The 16,002-nt window shown below is 59.0% G+C and carries 14 protein-coding genes and 2 pseudogenes; 7 read left to right on the plus strand and 9 right to left on the minus strand.

From position 1 onward, the window contains the following. Nucleotides 1-30 precede the first annotated feature (30 nt). Together E5221_RS14180 and E5221_RS14185 are read right to left on the minus strand one after the other, a co-directional pair. Nucleotides 31-1,767: a hypothetical protein gene (locus tag E5221_RS14180; protein WP_182329296.1), complete on the minus strand. Its 1,737-nt coding sequence runs from the start codon at nucleotides 1,765-1,767 to the stop codon at nucleotides 31-33. After that, entirely contained in the window at nucleotides 1,764-3,590 is a 1,827-nt protein-coding gene (locus tag E5221_RS14185) for a tyrosinase family protein (protein WP_247847709.1), read from the minus strand. The genes E5221_RS14180 and E5221_RS14185 overlap by 4 nt, the downstream gene beginning before the upstream one ends. A gap of 159 nt (nucleotides 3,591-3,749) precedes the next feature. Here E5221_RS14185 and E5221_RS14190 point away from each other — a divergent pair, with 159 nt between their 5' ends. After that, nucleotides 3,750-4,229, plus strand: a complete 480-nt coding sequence (locus tag E5221_RS14190; protein WP_123084130.1) for an Lrp/AsnC family transcriptional regulator — start codon at nucleotides 3,750-3,752, stop codon at nucleotides 4,227-4,229. A gap of 47 nt (nucleotides 4,230-4,276) precedes the next feature. On the opposite strand, the pseudogene E5221_RS28880 reads toward E5221_RS14190, so the two are convergent. Further along, nucleotides 4,277-4,516 (minus strand): annotated as a pseudogene (locus tag E5221_RS28880) (AraC family transcriptional regulator); the annotation flags it as partial. A 114-nt stretch (nucleotides 4,517-4,630) separates the two neighbouring features. Here E5221_RS28880 and istA point away from each other — a divergent pair. The 5 genes and pseudogenes from istA to leuD all read left to right on the plus strand — a co-directional run. Further along, on the plus strand, nucleotides 4,631-6,130 hold the full coding sequence (istA, locus tag E5221_RS14200) for an IS21-like element ISPst3 family transposase (protein ID WP_024012635.1): 1,500 nt from the start codon (nucleotides 4,631-4,633) through the stop codon (nucleotides 6,128-6,130). After that, entirely contained in the window at nucleotides 6,123-6,926 is an 804-nt protein-coding gene (gene istB, locus E5221_RS14205) for an IS21-like element ISPst3 family helper ATPase IstB (RefSeq protein WP_010454871.1), read from the plus strand. Before istA ends, istB begins: the two co-directional genes overlap by 8 nt. Nucleotides 6,927-6,961: 35 nt before the next feature. Next, nucleotides 6,962-7,612, plus strand: a complete 651-nt coding sequence (locus E5221_RS14210; protein WP_247847710.1) for a LysR substrate-binding domain-containing protein — start codon at nucleotides 6,962-6,964, stop codon at nucleotides 7,610-7,612. Between the two features lie 212 nt (nucleotides 7,613-7,824). Then, nucleotides 7,825-8,706, plus strand: coding sequence for an alpha/beta hydrolase (locus E5221_RS14215; protein WP_015270316.1), 882 nt, complete (start codon nucleotides 7,825-7,827; stop codon nucleotides 8,704-8,706). Nucleotides 8,707-8,872: 166 nt separating this feature from the next. Then, nucleotides 8,873-9,372, plus strand: a pseudogene (gene leuD / locus E5221_RS14220) (3-isopropylmalate dehydratase small subunit); the annotation flags it as partial. 161 nt (nucleotides 9,373-9,533) lie between these two features. Here the strand turns inward: leuD and E5221_RS14225 are convergent. The 6 genes from E5221_RS14225 to paaY all read right to left on the minus strand — a co-directional run bounded on the left by E5221_RS14225 (nucleotide 9,534) and on the right by paaY (nucleotide 14,843). Further along, complete coding sequence (locus tag E5221_RS14225) at nucleotides 9,534-10,061, minus strand: SH3 domain-containing protein (RefSeq protein ID WP_080604872.1); 528 nt, start codon at nucleotides 10,059-10,061, stop codon at nucleotides 9,534-9,536. A gap of 1,130 nt (nucleotides 10,062-11,191) precedes the next feature. Continuing rightward, entirely contained in the window at nucleotides 11,192-11,350 is a 159-nt protein-coding gene (locus E5221_RS14230; RefSeq protein WP_156485961.1) for a hypothetical protein, read from the minus strand. A 201-nt stretch (nucleotides 11,351-11,551) separates the two neighbouring features. Beyond that, entirely contained in the window at nucleotides 11,552-12,766 is a 1,215-nt protein-coding gene (locus E5221_RS14235) for a type II toxin-antitoxin system HipA family toxin (protein WP_247847711.1), read from the minus strand. Beyond that, the gene (locus tag E5221_RS14240; RefSeq protein WP_013972604.1) at nucleotides 12,766-13,110 is read right to left on the minus strand and encodes a helix-turn-helix domain-containing protein; all 345 of its coding nucleotides are present in this window, start codon (nucleotides 13,108-13,110) and stop codon (nucleotides 12,766-12,768) included. Before E5221_RS14240 ends, E5221_RS14235 begins: the two co-directional genes overlap by 1 nt. Before the next feature lie 132 nt (nucleotides 13,111-13,242). Further along, nucleotides 13,243-14,166 carry a phenylacetic acid degradation operon negative regulatory protein PaaX gene (gene paaX / locus E5221_RS14245; RefSeq protein ID WP_247847712.1) on the minus strand — a complete coding sequence of 308 codons (924 nt, stop codon included), beginning with the start codon at nucleotides 14,164-14,166 and terminating at the stop codon, nucleotides 13,243-13,245. A 77-nt stretch (nucleotides 14,167-14,243) separates the two neighbouring features. After that, a complete protein-coding gene (paaY, locus tag E5221_RS14250) occupies nucleotides 14,244-14,843 on the minus strand; it encodes a phenylacetic acid degradation protein PaaY (protein ID WP_247847713.1) in 600 nt (199 codons plus the stop codon). Nucleotides 14,844-15,198: 355 nt separating this feature from the next. On the opposite strand from paaY, the gene paaF reads away from it, so the two are divergent. Next, on the plus strand, nucleotides 15,199-15,972 hold the full coding sequence (gene paaF, locus E5221_RS14255; protein WP_038409636.1) for a 2,3-dehydroadipyl-CoA hydratase PaaF: 774 nt from the start codon (nucleotides 15,199-15,201) through the stop codon (nucleotides 15,970-15,972). Nucleotides 15,973-16,002 lie beyond the last annotated feature (30 nt).

Genomic DNA, 16,002 nt, shown 5'->3' on the forward strand with positions numbered 1-16,002 from the left:
GAAGGGCGTAAGTGGCGTAAGTGGCGTGGCTCAGGCGCCAGGCACCAGCGCCAGGCCAGATTCCCAAGGGTGGTCTGTCGCGCTCACGTTCACATCTTCACCCGGGTTGAGGGCACGCACTGCGACCAGGCCGGGTGCTGCGGAGGGGCTGACCGTGATGGTCAGAATGTAGGCCTGGGTGCCGCCCGAGTTGGTCTGCCCGGGAATGGCCGACGCGTCGGGCAGGTACTGGGTGACCTGCGCCGTCACCCCGGGGTTGGAGAATTGCACCCTTGCATTCTGCGCCGTGGTAGTCGGGTCGGCACCTTGCACCACCAGCACGAACTGGTTGCTGCTACCCGGTGCAAGCCAGGCGGGCAGGTCGGTGGGGGATTGCCCGTAGAACAGGTCCAGCGGCAGCAGTTGCACTGGCCAGGGTTGCAGGCCGGCCACCCGGTCTTGCACGCATGGGAACGCTTGTGGCGTGGCGCTGAGCGGCTTGACGGTGACGCTCAGGCCGACCAACAGTTGTTGGGCGATGACCCACACATAGTTGACCTTCTGGTTGTTGATGGTGATGTCATTGATCGAGAAGCCGGCGCTTTCCGGCACCTCGAACACCGCCTGGAGGATCTGGTCGGAACCATTGGCAGCCGACTTGGCCGTACCGCGCGTGATGCGCCAATACTGGCTCACGTCCTGGCCTTGCGGGCCCTTCCAGGCGCTGAAATCGGTGGGCTGCTGCAAGTACAGGCCAATGGGGTTGGTCAGCGACAGTCGGTTGTTCACTGCCGTGGTATTGGCCATGAAACCGATGTGCGGATCAGAGTTGCGATAGTTTTGCCCGTACTGCGCGCAGCAGATCAACGACTGGGCGTTCTGACTGCTGCTCACCGGGCGCAGGATGGTGGCGGCGGCGGCCAGGTACACCTCGGCGCTGAGGGTATTGGGGCCGGAGGTCAGGTGCATCGCACCGCCGTACTGGCCGGGCACACAGGCCGTTCCGGCGTTCCATTTGTTGACGGTGTCATAGGCCGGCTTGCCGGTGGTGGGGTCGATGACCGGGTCGCCGGCCTTGCCGGTCGGGCAGTCGACGGTGTAGCGCAGGTACAGGTCTTCGAGTTGCACGTTCGGGTCGATGTAGTCGCGGTACAGGCCCAGCACTGCGTTCGGGTCGATGCGCCACATGGTCAGGAAGTACGCGGGGTTTTCGCAGGTGAAGGTGATCTTGCGCATGTTGCCGTTGGCATCGCGTACGATCGACCACTCGCAGTACTCGTCGAGCCAGCCCCGCGGGCCGGAAGGCGAGAACGCCGTGTACTTGCCGTTCCAGTCGATGCTCGGGCAGCGCTTGGCCGGCAGTTGCAGCACAGTACCTTGCTTGTTGGGGTCGTAGAGCATGTAGAGGGTGTTGTCGAGCGTGATCTGGCCGTGGTCGGTCAACGCCATCACCTGGTCCAGGGTCATGGCCTTGCCACCCAGCTGGGGAATGACCGCCGCACCGTTGTTGTAGAAGAACGTCCAGAGCCGGTTGGGGAAGGGCGCCCAGGTGATCGCCGGGGCGGTCACGTCGCCGAAACCTTCCACCAGCGGGTTGTAGTAACCCGAGCGGGGGGCGTCGTTCAGGCCCGACCAGGGGTTGCCGATGATCGACGATTCGGTCCAGCCGGTGAGGTTGTTGTTCCAGTCGGTTTCAAACTGCGGCAACTGGTCTTCCAGGCCCAGCTTGTTGTAGTCCTTGGGGGCTTGGCCGGCGGGAGAGGTGAACTGCTTGAAGGGCGTGCTCATGTCGGTTCTCCTGATGTGCGTGAGGTGGAAGCAGAGCAGCAGCCGGCGACCGGGGGCGGGCCGGCGAGGGTCTGGCGCGGGTCGTCCCACACCAGTTGGGCGATGAAACCGGGCAAGGTCATGTATTCGTCAGGCGTCAGCACGCGACCGCTGTCGAGGTGGGTCACCACCAGCGACAACTGCACCGCGTCGCCGCGGCCAAGGCCCAGCGCAGCGGTGTTGCGGGCCGCATTCAGTGCGCGGGACACGCCGTGGGTGATGCATCGGCCCTTGTCGTCCACCAGCCCCATGCCGATACGGCTGAAGCGCCCCACGTAATGGGGGTTGTCGGCGCTGATGTGCTGCGTGGCAGCGTCGGGCTGGTCGAGAAAGACATCGATCAGATAGGTGTCATGGGTGCAGCGCACATGATCGAACACCACCCACGGCCCGGGCCCTGCGGCGTTGCCCGCGGCAGGCCCGGCTGTTGCGCTGTGCTTGCAGCAGGCGCCGGTGGCCGCCTTGGGCGCGCCGAATTGTGGGGCCACCGGCACGCCGTAGTCGTAGCCGATGTGCCGGCTGTCCTGGGCCATGTCGCCGATGGTGGTGTAGCGCCAGGCGTCGGCGCTGGTGAATGTGAGCTGCGTGGCATCGTGACCGGAGAACGGCTGGAGCAGGCACTGCGTGGTGAATTGCGCCCCGGGGTTGGCCCTGATCCATACCTCGAGCATGCGGTCGATGTTGGCGTGGTAGGAGCAGAACACCGGGTCGAAGGCGGTGTAGGCGTTGTCGGCCATGTCGCCGCCGATCCAGCCGTGATAGTTGTCGTGGGGTTGCTCGTAAAGGCCGTCGAAGTTGAGGGCACGATTGGGGTACAGGCTGTCCTTCTGGGGCGGGTCGAACACCGGGATGTTGGCCCACGGATAACCGGGCACACCCTGTGGTTGGCTGAAGGTGGTGAACTTCAGGGCATCCACCACCTGTTGCTGGAAAATCCGGCTCATGCCGAACAAACGGGTGCGCTCCGAACGCGAGTCGTCACCGTGGGTGTAGAACAACCGGTCGCGTTGCACATACCGGCAGTCCACCCCTTTGACCGCACCGCTGGCGCACACTTTCGAACAACCATCCTTGGCGGCCGCGTAGCGCAAGGGGTTGGGCCGGGTTTCGCCGGTGTGCGGGTGCACATAGGTTTCATCGAGAAAAGCCTGGGGCAGGCCGGCCTGTGGGCTGCCGTCGACGCTGGCGTCTTCGGCCATCCAGTCCCAATAGGGAATGGCACAGTCGATCAGTTGTTCCAGATACAACAGGTAGGCCCGGTGCCAGAGGGCAAACGCCTCCTGATAATGCAGGCACCAGTTGGTGTGGATGTAGGCGTAACGTTGCCAGGGCGAACCACTGTCGGGGTCGCCCACCTGCATTACATCGTCCAGGCGGGCGCGGTACAGGTTCAGTTCCTCAAGGGTCAGGGCGCGGATGTCCTTTCTCACCCGCCTGACCGATTGCGGCAGGTCTGGTGGCGGAATGCGTTCGGCCAGGTCGAAGGGAGAATCGGCGTCCAGGCGCCAGCCCTGGTTGACCCACAACCTGAAGGTTTCCAGCGCATCGATCGGCCAGAACTGTTGCTGGTCGAGGGTCAGCGGCATGTTGCGCGAGGCCAGGTGCTGGTAGATGGTTTCTGACCAGGTTTTGACCGAGTCCGGGTCGTCCAGGTAGACGAAATAGGCGTTCATGCACCCGGTCCACGAGGCTGCCACGGCCGCGCGCTGCGCAGCGGGGATCCAGTAGGGAGCGGTAAAAAGGCCGTGGATGTCCGCGGTCCATGTCGGTTTCGCGATGATCATAAGGTCCCTCTCATGCGCCCCGCAGGCCATATTCGGCCGGGCTGCTAAGCTCAGTTGATGGTAAAGAGCTGACGCGCAGGGAATCGTGCAAATTGGCGCGTTCTTGCGGCGGATTCATTGCAGTTTTTCAGGGAAGACACGTGAAAAATGACAGACGCCATGGATCTGAAGATTCTGGGAAAGCTGCAAAAGGATTGCAGCCAGAATCTGGAGTTGCTGAGCGACAGCGTTGGGCTGTCTTCCACCAGTTGCTACCGGCGTATCAGGCGCCTGGAGAGCGCAGGCATCATCAAGGCCAAGGTCGCGATACTGGACGAGCGCAAGCTTGGCATTCAGGTGACTGCCTTCTTTCTGGTGAAGCTGGACCGCGACAGCAACGACATTGACCGCAAGATGCAGCACATCCTGGCCAGCCACCCGGAGATTCAGGACTGTTACCTGATGACGGGCGAGTTCGACTTCGTGATGGTTGCCAAGTTTCGCGATGCCACCGAGTACACCGACTATATCTACCGGTTTCTCGACACCTACCGAGATATTCCGATTCGCACTTACTCCTCGACGTTGGTGGTGCGCACGGTAAAGAAATCGTACGAATTGCCGCTGGGAGGAGGGCTGCAGCAGACTGTCGATGCCTGACAAAGCTAGCGCGGTACCTTGAACCGCTCGTGATACTCAGCATTTATTCAGAGGTAGATTGCTGCCGTACCGTCGGAAGAGTACAGATGTGCTCCTTGATTGAGCAAAGGCTCAGTTTGAATGGACGCTTGTCGCTGCCAAGCCTGCGGCGACATTCCCTCGGCCTTGACGAATGTGCGGCAAAAGTGGGACTGATCGCAGAAGCCGCACTCCAGTGCGATCTCAGCGAGCATCATTCCCGAGCCCCCCAGTAGTTCCTTGCTTTTGCGCAACCGTTGTTCACGCATGTTGCCGCTGACCGAAAACTGACCCAGTAGAGGCTGTTCTGCCGACTGAAAACTGACCCAGGTGTTCAACTGCTTCTGCTCAATTTTTGAGCAGGAGAACACAGGGTGATCAGTATGGAAATGATGGGCAAAATTCGCCGGATGTATTTCCGCGACAAGCTGTCGCTGCATGAGATAGCCAAGCGCACCGGGTTGGCGCGCAACACGATTCGCAAGTGGGTCAGAGCACCTGAGGCCAAGCCGCCGGTCTACCAACGCCGCGCGATCTTCAACAAACTCAGCCCTTTTCACGCCACGCTGGAGCAGGCGCTAAAAGCCGATTCGCTGCGGCCCAAGCAACAGCGGCGCAGTGCCAAGGCGCTGTTGGCGCAAATCAAAGCCGAAGGTTATGACGGTGGCTACAGCCAGCTCACCGCGTTTATCCGTGCCTGGCGAGGGGGACAGGGCAAGGCGTCGCAGGCCTTTGTGCCGCTGACCTTTGCTCTTGGCGAGGCGTTTCAGTTTGACTGGAGCGAGGAAGGCTTGCTGGTCGGCGGCATTTACCGGCGTATGCAGGTGGCACATCTGAAGCTGTGTGCCAGCCGTGCGTTCTGGCTTGTGGCGTATCCGAGCCAGGGCCATGAGATGTTATTTGACGCCCATACACGCTCGTTCGGCTCCTTGGGCGGCGTGCCGCGCCGGGGCATCTACGACAACATGAAGACCGCCGTCGACAAGGTCAATAAGGGCAAAGGCCGGGCGGTGAATGCGCGCTTTGCGGTGATGTGCGCGCATTACCTGTTCGATCCGGACTTCTGCAACGTCGCCGCTGGTTGGGAAAAGGGCATCGTTGAAAAGAACGTGCAAGACAGCCGCAGGCGTATCTGGCTAGACGCCCAGGACTGCCAGTTTCACTCCTTCGAGGAACTCAATGCCTGGCTGGGCCAGCGCTGCCGCGCGCTTTGGAACGAGCTGACGCACCCTCAATACAGCGGGCTGAGTGTGGCCGAAGTGCTGGAGTTGGAGCGCGCTGAACTGATGCCTGTGCCAGCGCCATTCGACGGTTACGTCGAGCGGCCTGCGCGGGTCTCCAGCACCTGCCTGGTCAGCGTCGGGCGCAACCGCTACTCGGTGCCGTGTGAGTATGCGGGTAAGTGGGTCAGCAGCCGTTTGTATCCGACGCGAATCGAGGTGGTGGCTGACGACGCGCTGATCGCCAGCCATGTCCGCTTGCTGGATCGCGACCAGGTCAGCTATGACTGGCAGCACTACCTCCCGCTGATCGAACGCAAGCCCGGTGCGCTGCGCAACGGCGCGCCCTTTGCTGATCTGCCGGCGCCGCTGCGTCAGCTTAAGCACGGTCTGGGGCGTCATGCCGGCGGTGACCGGATCATGGCGCAAGTTCTGGCTGCCGTACCGGTCGCCGGGCTCGATGCGGTGCTGGTGGCTGTTGAGCTGGTACTGGAAAGCGGCAGCCTGAGCGCCGAACACATCCTCAATGTCGTGGCGCGCCTGGCCGCGACCGAACCACCACCCAGCGTCGAAACCCACTTGTCGCTCAAGGAAGCCCCCGTCGCTAACACGGCGCGCTACGACCGCCTGCGTGGCCAGACCGAGGAGATCGGTCATGCGTGATTTGATGGCGGAACTCAAGGAGCTGCGCCTGCACGGCATGGCCACGGCCTGGGCGGAGTTGACTGCGCAGGGTGAGTCGAACACAGCCTCGTCCAAGTGGCTGCTCGAACACCTGCTGGAACAAGAGCACACAGATCGCGCCATGCGCTCGGTGAGCCACCAGATGAACATGGCCAAGCTGCCGATGCACCGCGACCTGGCCGGCTTCGACTTCAGCGCCTCCAGCGCAGACGCTCGTTTGATCAGCGAACTGGCCAGTCTGGCCTTTACCGACACCGCGCAGAACGTGGTGCTGATCGGTGGGCCTGGCACCGGTAAAACCCACCTGGCCACTGCGCTGGCCGTGTCCGGCATCACCCGGCACGGCAAGCGCGTGCGCTTCTACTCCACGGTCGATCTGGTCAATCTGCTGGAGCGCGAAAAGCACGACGGCAAAGCCGGGCGGATCGCCCAAGCTCTGCTGCGCATGGATCTGGTCATCCTCGACGAACTGGGTTATCTGCCCTTCAGCCAGGCCGGCGGTGCGTTGCTGTTTCACCTGCTATCCAAGCTGTACGAACACACCAGCGTGGTGATCACCACCAACCTGAGCTTCGCCGAATGGTCGAGCGTGTTCGGCGACGCCAAGATGACCACCGCCCTGCTGGATCGGCTGACCCACCACTGCCACATCGTCGAAACCGGTAACGAGTCCTATCGCCTGCAACACAGTAGCTTGGCGGCCCAGGCCAAGATCAAATCACGGGAGCGAAAGCGTAAGGGCGGCCAGGAACCGGAGGACGATGAGCCGTTCTGATTTCATGGCGACGACGGCCTGCTACATGGCTGCGTGTGGCAGGTCTTAAACAACTGAACTGGGCTAGCGAAGGAGTGGGGGCAACAGCAGCTGCGCTGGTAGACTTATCCACAGTTGCTGGTAACAAAATCAGCAATCCGCCCTGGGTCAAATTTCAATCGGCAGGGTGGGTCAATTTTCCATCAGCGCCAACAGTCTATAACCAACCCTTGATCGAGGCATTCGATGTGCGGCCATTGTTCAGCGAACGGATGGTGCTGGTTGGCCCACCTGGCGAGGCATCGCGTAACGTCCGTCTGACTGCGCTTGGCGACTTCCCTTTGATCTTGCCGGGGTTGCCTCATAGCAACCGTCGCCTGGTGGAACAGATTGCCGCACAAAACGCGGTTCGTCTGAATGTCGTGCTCGAGGTCGATAGCGTTAGTTTGACGAAGCGGTTGGTCGCTGAGGGGCTTGGCTACTCCATTCTCGCCCATGCCGCTGTTCAGGAGGACATGAACAGCCACACGCTGGTCGGCCATGCAATTGAACGGCCCGGTATCCGCTCAACCGTGTCATTGACTCGGCTACGCGACCGACGTAGCTCTCGTCTGGCCTTAAGCTATGAAAAAATCTTGCTGGAGACCCTGGAAGAGCTCGTTACGGTCGGTGCTTGGAAAGAGGCAACGCACTGGCTGGCGCAGTGACAGCGATGCTCAAACCCATGTATGTCCTGTGCTAGACATCGCCCTCGCATGCTGTTCTTTCACCGAGGGAGCGGATTGAAGAGAGCCATGCTCAATTGTCATGAACTGCTATCAATACACGGTATTTGTCAGTTTTTTTTAAATGCATAGTCTGCTGTCAGCGGGGCAGGTATCAGCCTTCGCATACCAGATAAAAATAAGAGGCATAGACCATGCGTTCTACCTACTTTGCGACTTCACTAACTCTGCTCAGTTTTTGCTTGGCTAGCCAATTTGCTCACGCCAAGAATGATGTCTCCATCCTGACTGCGAGCAAGGGGGATGTCCACATTGAGGCATTGGTTCAGGGATCTGGAAAAACCATCGTCATCCTGCCGTCTAAGGGCCGGGGTGCTCACGATTACGATCAGGTAGCCAGCTACCTGGCTGATGATGGTTACCGCGTGATTCGACCAGAGCCTCGGGGTGTCAATGGAAGCCGGGCCCCCATGGACACGCCAACGTTGCATGATTTTGCTGCCGATGTTGCGTTAGTGATGGACAAGGCCCACACCGGGGCTGCAATTGTCGTTGGTCATGCCTGGGGAAGCCAGCCCGCACGCGTGCTTGCGGTTGATCGTCCGGATCTTGTGAAAGGTGTGGTGTTGGCTGCTGCATCCATTGGCAAGTTGCCTCCAGGATCGTCGGAGAAGCCCTATGGAAGGATGGTTGAAGCGATCAAGGGAGCGGGCAACTATGCGTTACCTGAAGCTCAGCGAATCAAATACCTTGAGCTAGCATTCTTCGCCCCTGGCAATGATGCGCGAGCGTGGTTAACCGGGTGGTATGACAAAACACATGTGGCTCAAGATCACGCCCGAGATAGCACACCGGTTGAGAGCTACTGGTCTGCTGGTAACACAGTGCCCATTCTGGACCTTCAAGCTGAAAAGGATGCAGTTGTAATTCCCAATATACTCAAGTCGATGCTGGGTGATCGAGTGGAACACCAAGTAATTGCCGGAGCAGGCCATGCCCTTGCACCTGAACGGCCGAAGGAGATGGCTGATGCGATTTCCAGGTTTGCTGATCGGGTTTACGCAAGTAAGGACTGACTCCTCCACCATCTCTCGGCTCGAGGTCTACATAATTTCTAAGCAAATTTGTCGTGTTCAGGAATCTGGCCATCGCTGATGGCCAGTTGGGAGTTTGATGTCGAAGCTCCAAATCAGGTCTGGTGTGGAGACATCACTTACGTCTGGGCACAGGGCAAATGGCACTATCTTGCAGTTGGATCGCGCCAATGTGGACACTGACGCTATTCTACCAAAGCAATTCCTGATGATTATCGAACGCAGTACCATGGAGAACCCTATCAGGACTGCTCAAAAAGGCCTCTAAACTTGAGCTTTCCACTCAACCAGCCACGATATGAAGGCGCTGGAATTATGTTGGCTCGCGGTAACTTTGGTTGTGGTTCTAGCCGTGAACATGCGCCTTGGGCTTTGCATGAATGGGGAATTAGGGCGATTATTGCACCGAGCTTTGCTGAAATTTTTTATAGCAACTGCTTCAAGAACGGGATTCTACCAATCGTGCTGGACGAGGTTGCTCTCGAAAATTTATTCGTCGCAGTTGAGCAGCTGCCAGGTTATCAAATAAGCATAGACCTTGAAAAACAAGAGATTGTAGACGGCCATGGCAACCGCGTTCCGTTTGATGTCGACCCGTTCCGAAAGCATTGCTTGCTTAATGGTTTGGACGAAGTGGGGATGACGTTACTAAAGGTGGGTGCTATTCGGGAATTTGAGAAAACACGTATAGTTTTGGAACCATGGCTTTACGAGAGGTTCTAGCCCTTCAATGGCTCCTCTACCAAAACTTTTTGGCGTTCGGCGCTGAGCATCCAGATGTCGTCGTGTAGCTAAAGGCTTTAGCGATGCTATACGCCATAGCGTTTGTTTCCCCCAGACGTGATGCAGTAGCGGCCGCCTCTTGGGCCTATGCATACACGACCAGAGGAGCAGGGGCACGATGATCCATATTCGGGTGTTGAGCTTCGAACTGGCTGCGGAGTAGGGCGCTCCCGTTTGGGCCGCGGGGCGACAAAGCAGTTCGGGCCGCTGCAGAGATTTTTGTAGGAGATCCACCGTTGTGGTTGGCCGTCGAGGCTGATGCGCGCCCATTCCGCTTTTTGCTCATAGACCTGAACCTTCTCACCGCGCTTGAGGCTAGAGATCACTTTCCCTCCCGGTTCAGCGCGCAGATTCAGCTTGTCCGCGTTGACGAAATGCTCAGGTGCCGAGGCTTGTGTAGGTTGTGGTGCTGGTGATGAATTTGAAGCCAAAGTGTTAACCGACGCCTGGATAGCTGGTGGCTCAGTTTTAGGCGAATCCTTCTTGCCAATGGCCCAGATCACCACGAAGAGAACTAGCAGCGGCAGAAACCATGATTGACCTTTCTTGCGCATATCCTTTGCACCCTCGAAATGATATCTGTCCTTTTAGAAGAGGCCGGCTGGAGCCTGGCGAGCAATTTTCCATCTTTCATCGCCGATACAATTCAGCTTAGCCGACTGAGGCTGGTTGGAGCGGCAGCCGCACCTGGCTGACGTCCCGGGCCGTTAACGCGCCTGATGGTATGTCGTGCCGGCTATGTTCAGTCATACGCTACCTGAGCCTCTCAGTGACCAGCCTTCGATAATCCCATGTGTGTCAAAGGTGCTCAGGAAAGCACGCAGGGTCGGGGAAGTTGGTGGTTGCAGCGACAGCAAGAGGATTGAGTACAAATGTGCTCCGTGGCGCTAGTGAAGGCTGACGGGCTCCATGAACGGGCACTTCCAAATACGTCATTTAACATAATACTCATTATGCGCTAGTCTATATTTGGTCACCAGACCACGAGTGAGGCACTTTGGGACCAGGGAAAGCTCCCTGGTCTAGTGTGACTATCAGTTGAAGACGGGAACGGGCAACGCATTTAAGTCTGAAGAAGCGCGATCGGCCCAGTGTCTTCATCATATTTATGAAGGAGCCTATAAAAGTACTTTTTGAACATGAAATAAGCCCGAGCGCGCTTTTTAGAGCTATTTCTTTATTTATGTATTTTTGGATTACGTCATTGATAGGAGGCTACCTTTGTAAGGTTTTCCCTTTTTAACAGCTAAAAATAAAAATACTGTTAAAAATCAAATGGTTTGGCCGGTCACCTGCTTCAACTGTTTTTCACAGGAAAGCTCCCTGGTCGATTTGATCTTCGCCAGCTCTGATCGATCGCTGGCCCACCAGCGCGGTCGTCAATCCGGTACCTCTGTCCGTGGTGCCTGCGATGCAAAAACGAAATCAGACCTTCGCACCTCAAGCGTCAGGCCAGCCATGTGCTTTCAGATTTGCGCGCAGGCCAGGAGCTTTCGGCATCACCGCACTTACTGTTCAGCCTTGCCCATCCCATTTCCATCCGCTGCCATTTGGAACGCAACGCGTGCGCATCCTCATTCCATGCCTCGTGTATGGATTGCAGGCTACGGCGATCAGTTCACATGATCGGCCTTATCGTTCAGCTTCCTGAATCCAGTCGCGCACCAACCGTTCACGTTGTTCATCAGATAACGCCGGCCTGCTTCAGGCCAAAGTTTGCCTTGATCATGAAGTAGCGACCGTCTGCTGGCTTCTTCGCGGGAAAGCCCTGCACCCGCATGTAGAACGCAAGCTTGAGGTTAACGCGGTACCTGTGGGAGCGGCGCCGCGCCGGCTTCTTCACGGTGAGCCCTCCCAAAAGTACAACGCAAGCTTCAGGTTCACACGATAACTATGGGAGCGGCTTCAGCCGCGGACTGACTGGCATGCGACTACTGACGATACCGGGACAGCACCCTGCGGAACACTACGTTTGCGGCTAATATGCAAATAAATTATAACTATGCTAAATATTCATTTAGAGTAGTTATATTAAAGCACCCACCTATCTGAGCATCCGCACCGAACTGGTCGCATCACAGGCCATATCCAGGTCCTCTCCTGAGAGGATTTGCGCGTAATGATCCTTTAACTCCTGCTCCCAGCTCGCCACTTCTTCAAGCAAATGCTCGGCTTGATCCCGTGTCAGTGCAAAGTGCGTATGGTGGCTGAGCAGATTGCTCCGGCTGACCTGGCTGCCCTCCCGGCCAATCGCCATGGCCAAGGCCTTCGCGGGCCCCTCATCAAGCATCGGCAATACGTCGTACATCGGTGAAAGCCGCCACTTCCCTCCAACCCAGACCACTGCATGGTTGCGCGGATGGTCGTCGGAGTTGCCTGCCAGGGCGTTGTAGCACATGCGTTTGAACAGCTCCTGCAGGTCGCCATCCGGCACGCCCCGCCGACGCATCTCGTCTGCCACGGCGGCATAGCGCCAATCCCTGTGGTGCGGGCCATCCCACTCCGAGTCGAGCAAAGTCAGAGCACTGAGCATCGGTATGCGCCTGGCGCCCTGGGCAATGGGCGTGCGGTCAAAGCGCTCGACCAGCAATGTAGATGGGTTTTCAGCATGCAGCGCGGTCCGGGCCACGTTAATACCCTTCCCCGCCGCAAATGTCATACAGGCGTACTCAATCGTCGGTAGGTCGTAGTGGTCAAACCGATCGCGTGGTTTAGCCAGAATGAGCATCCCTTTGTCCTGAAGGGTGCGTTTTGGTCGTGCGCCACCCAACGCAGAGCGTTGCTGCCGCACATTCAGCGTAGCGGCGGATTCACTGTCGAGCTGCCCGTCATATACCGTTTCACAAGCGGCAACGAATCTTGCCAGACCCATCAGGCTCGGTACCGCACCCCCGCCAATGCCTTCGGCAGGAGTTGTGGCGCTGCCTGCCATCAGGTTGCCGACGCGATCGTTGTTTGGTGATTTGAGCAGAAAGTCGATTGTGCCCAGGTCTTGCCCGTAAGCCCGGTGCAGCAGCCGCTCCCCCCAGCCGTCAGGCATGGCATCATTGATGAAGCCAGGTATGCCGCGGTTCTTGGTAATGCCGGAGTAGGCTTCGGCGCGCAGAGGGTAATTGATCGGGTCAGGTATCCAGCCGCCACGCGCCACCTGGTCTGGGGCATACAGGAACTCGCCCACCTTACCTTTCAGCGTTAGCCGCCCAAGAGTCATGACTTCGCCCGTTTCCGGGTGCTCCATATAGATGTACGCGCGAGACATCAGAACTCCTCGGGCTTGGGCTTCGCCAGCCGTACGCGCTTGGCCGCGATGCCCTGATGCGCGTCGTGGCCTCGGGTGAAGCGTGTGATCTGTGAGCTTTTTTCCAGGCCCTCCAGCGACGAGAACACCGTATCACTGATACCAAGTCGCCACAGCACCAGCATGAACGACCGTAGGTCCACTAGCTCGGAGCCGCTCTCGATCTTGCGCAGGGTATGCGCTGAAACATCGATAGCTGCCTTGAGGTCAGCCTGGCGCAGGCCTAGCGCCAGGCGCCGGGCCTTGACCAACAACCCGATTTTACTGAGTGTGTCGGCACATGCGACGGGGAAGTAGTCCGGCATAAGGCTTACCATGGTTAACATTAATCAATTTAAAGTTAACCATATCACACATTACGCAGGGCTTTCCCAAACCTAATGTCTATATGGGTTTACCTTATAAAGGGTAAGGCTCACTATGGTTGACATTATTTTTCAAATCAGCCCGCCAAAACGCCTGTAAAAGCCTTCATTCACATCCGGCAACGGCCCATCAGCCGTCTCCAGCGCTGCATTCAGCCATTCTTCCGCCTTGGCAAACACCAGCCGATAGAGGTTACGGCACAACTGTCGCGCGGCCCTTCCCTCCCAATCCCCAGGCAGCAGCTCGTCCGGCAGTTGCGGGTCGCGCAGCAGCAGCCGGCGGTGTTCGTGAATCAGCAGCGTACGTGCCAGGAAGCAATCCTGCGCATCGAGCTGTTGCTGCTCTTTCAAACCTTGCCAGAGCGGCCTGAACAGTTGGATGAACTCGCTGTACTGCTGCCCCAGTTCGTCGATGCGCCAGCTTTCCCGCACCTGGGCACGCATGGCCTTGGATGCCAGCACTTCCTGGGTGTGGGTTTCGAAGACGATGCTGTCGTCGCTCGCCTCCAGGTCACGCAAGGTGGCGGCCAGGTCGGCGCGGTCTGCCCGTGGGCAGCCCAGCAGGTTCGGCGCCATGGTCCCGAAGCCCTGCCACTCCAACTCTTCACGCACAGCCTTGCGCTTGCCGGCCTCCAGTTGCGAGAGCAAAACCAGTGTCCAGGCACCGTCCCAGGCTGGCTGGCTGGGGCTGTAGACCCGCTTGAAGGCCTTCTCGAAACGCCGGCGGCCGGTACCTGTCAGGCTGTAGTAGCTGCGGCGGCCAACCTTTTCGGCAGTGAGCCAGCCTTCCTTGGTAAGGCGGAAGATCGATGTGCGGATCAGGCGCTCGTTGATGCCGATCGGTTCCAGCAGGTTGATCAGGCTACCCAGCCAGACGGTTCCGCCGTGGGGCTCGATGGCGTCGCCGTACAAAGTGATGATCAGGGAACTGGCGCGGATCGGCGTCTGCTCCTGGAAGCGGGTGATCAGGTTGTTCAGTGGGGCGAGATTGCTCATGGGCGAACTGTGCGCGGTTAAAGCACCGACTATACCTGCGCGGCAGGCCGCCTGACCATTGCGTGACGCTGCCAGGCTCATGCCGATGCCTGGCCTTTGGGCCTGACGCCGGTGTCTTCCATGCGTGGGCGCTCGGGCTCGACCTCGGTCAGTGGCGAGCATTCGACCATGCTGTTCATGCAGCGTTGCGCCAGGTGCTGGTACTCCGCCGTGCCACATTGCTTCCAGGCCAGTTCCTGTTCGGTCAGTGGGCGCTTGACCTGAGCTGGCGAGCCCATCACCAGGCTTTGTGCCGCACATTCGAAGCCCGCCTTGACGAATGCCGTGGCCGCGACGAGGCAGCGCGGTGCCACATGGGCACCATCCATCACCACCGCGTTCATGCCGATCAAGGCGTCTTCGCCCACGCGGCAGCCGTGCAGCACGGCGCCATGCCCGACATGCCCGTTGCGTTCGACCACCGTATCGCCACCCGGGAAACCATGCATCACGCAGGTGTCCTGCAGGTTGGCACCCTCCTCCAGCACGATACGGCCGAAATCCCCCCTTAGTGACGCCAGTGGGCCGACGTAGCAACGAGGGCCGACGATGACATCACCAATCAGTACGGCGCTGGGGTGCACGTAGGCTGTCGGATGAACCACGGGCGTCAGGCCGTCCAGTCGATAGCAAGGCATGGCAAAGCTCCTGAAATGATTTCAAATGCGCCTTGATCTTGTATCACAATCTTGTGATGCGTCAATCGCCATGGTCGTGTATCGCTTTTGCTGGGGTCATCGCGCTCCATTAAAATCAGCGTAATTCGTTGATTACAATGTGATGAAGCGATTCAACATCATAAAACCCTTTGCTGAGGCAGGTGTCACCCCTGCAAAAAGAGATACATGAAACAATTTTGAATGTTGCTTTATTGTATCGCGTAATGCATATACTGGTTCCACCTGGACGTGACCCCCGCATCACGCCCCTGCAAACAATTCCAAGAAATGCCGGCCCCACGATGTGCCGTGCGTGCAGCCAGAGGAACCCGACATGCCGCGATATCTTGATGTGCAGGCGCCCGAACAGGGCGTCCAGCTCATTACCCTGCAACGGCCCGAGGCGCTCAACGCCCTGTGCACCGAGCTACTGGCAGAGCTGGCCGCTGCGCTGGAAGCGGCCGGGCAAGACGAACAGACCCGCGCGGTGGTCATCACCGGCAGCCGCAAGGCATTCGCCGCAGGCGCCGATATCCGCGAGATGGCCGAGCGCGACTTGGTCGGCATCCTCAACGACCCCCGGGTGGCCCACTGGCAAAGCATCGCCGCCTTCGCCAAGCCACTGATCGCCGCCGTCAACGGCTACGCCCTGGGTGGCGGCTGCGAACTGGTGATGTGTGCCGACATCGTCATCGCCGGCAGCGACGCCCGTTTCGGCCAGCCGGAAATCAACCTCGGCATCATCCCCGGTGCCGGTGGCACCCAACGCCTGCTGCGGGCAGTAGGCAAGCCGCTGGCCATGCAAATGGTGCTGACCGGTGAAGCCATCACCGCCCCTCATGCATTGCAGGCCGGGCTGGTCAGCGAAATCACCCAGCCGGAACTCACCGTAGAACGCGCCCTGCACATCGCCCGCAGCATCGCCGCCAAGGCCCCGCTGGCAGTGCGCCTGGCCAAGGAAGCGTTGCTCAAGGCCGGCGATACCGACCTGGCCAGCGGCCTGCGTTTCGAACGCCATGCCTTCACCTTGCTGGCCGGCACCGCCGACCGCGACGAAGGTATCCGTGCCTTCCAGGAAAAACGCCAGGCCCGCTTCCAGGGCCGCTGATCATCTTTCCCTCGACTGACGGAGCGAGTC

The sequence above is a fragment of the Pseudomonas sp. A2 genome (assembly GCF_023100865.1).
In the GTDB taxonomy this organism is placed as follows: domain Bacteria; phylum Pseudomonadota; class Gammaproteobacteria; order Pseudomonadales; family Pseudomonadaceae; genus Aquipseudomonas; species Aquipseudomonas asiatica.

Bases quoted from the DNA above. Each gene is read 5' to 3' on its own strand.
- paaX (WP_247847712.1), bottom strand. From the start codon at position 14,166: ATGAGCAATCTCGCCCCACTGAACAACCTGATCACCCGCTTCCAGGAG.
- E5221_RS14190 (WP_123084130.1), top strand. From the start codon at position 3,750: ATGGATCTGAAGATTCTGGGAAAGCTGCAAAAGGATTGCAGCCAGAAT.
- E5221_RS14240 (WP_013972604.1), bottom strand. From the start codon at position 13,110: ATGCCGGACTACTTCCCCGTCGCATGTGCCGACACACTCAGTAAAATC.
- E5221_RS14180 (WP_182329296.1), bottom strand. From the start codon at position 1,767: ATGAGCACGCCCTTCAAGCAGTTCACCTCTCCCGCCGGCCAAGCCCCC.
- E5221_RS14185 (WP_247847709.1), bottom strand. From the start codon at position 3,590: ATGATCATCGCGAAACCGACATGGACCGCGGACATCCACGGCCTTTTT.
- istB (WP_010454871.1), top strand. From the start codon at position 6,123: ATGCGTGATTTGATGGCGGAACTCAAGGAGCTGCGCCTGCACGGCATG.
- E5221_RS14235 (WP_247847711.1), bottom strand. From the start codon at position 12,766: ATGTCTCGCGCGTACATCTATATGGAGCACCCGGAAACGGGCGAAGTC.
- istA (WP_024012635.1), top strand. From the start codon at position 4,631: ATGGAAATGATGGGCAAAATTCGCCGGATGTATTTCCGCGACAAGCTG.
- E5221_RS14215 (WP_015270316.1), top strand. From the start codon at position 7,825: ATGCGTTCTACCTACTTTGCGACTTCACTAACTCTGCTCAGTTTTTGC.
- E5221_RS14225 (WP_080604872.1), bottom strand. From the start codon at position 10,061: ATGCGCAAGAAAGGTCAATCATGGTTTCTGCCGCTGCTAGTTCTCTTC.
- paaF (WP_038409636.1), top strand. From the start codon at position 15,199: ATGCCGCGATATCTTGATGTGCAGGCGCCCGAACAGGGCGTCCAGCTC.
- paaY (WP_247847713.1), bottom strand. From the start codon at position 14,843: ATGCCTTGCTATCGACTGGACGGCCTGACGCCCGTGGTTCATCCGACA.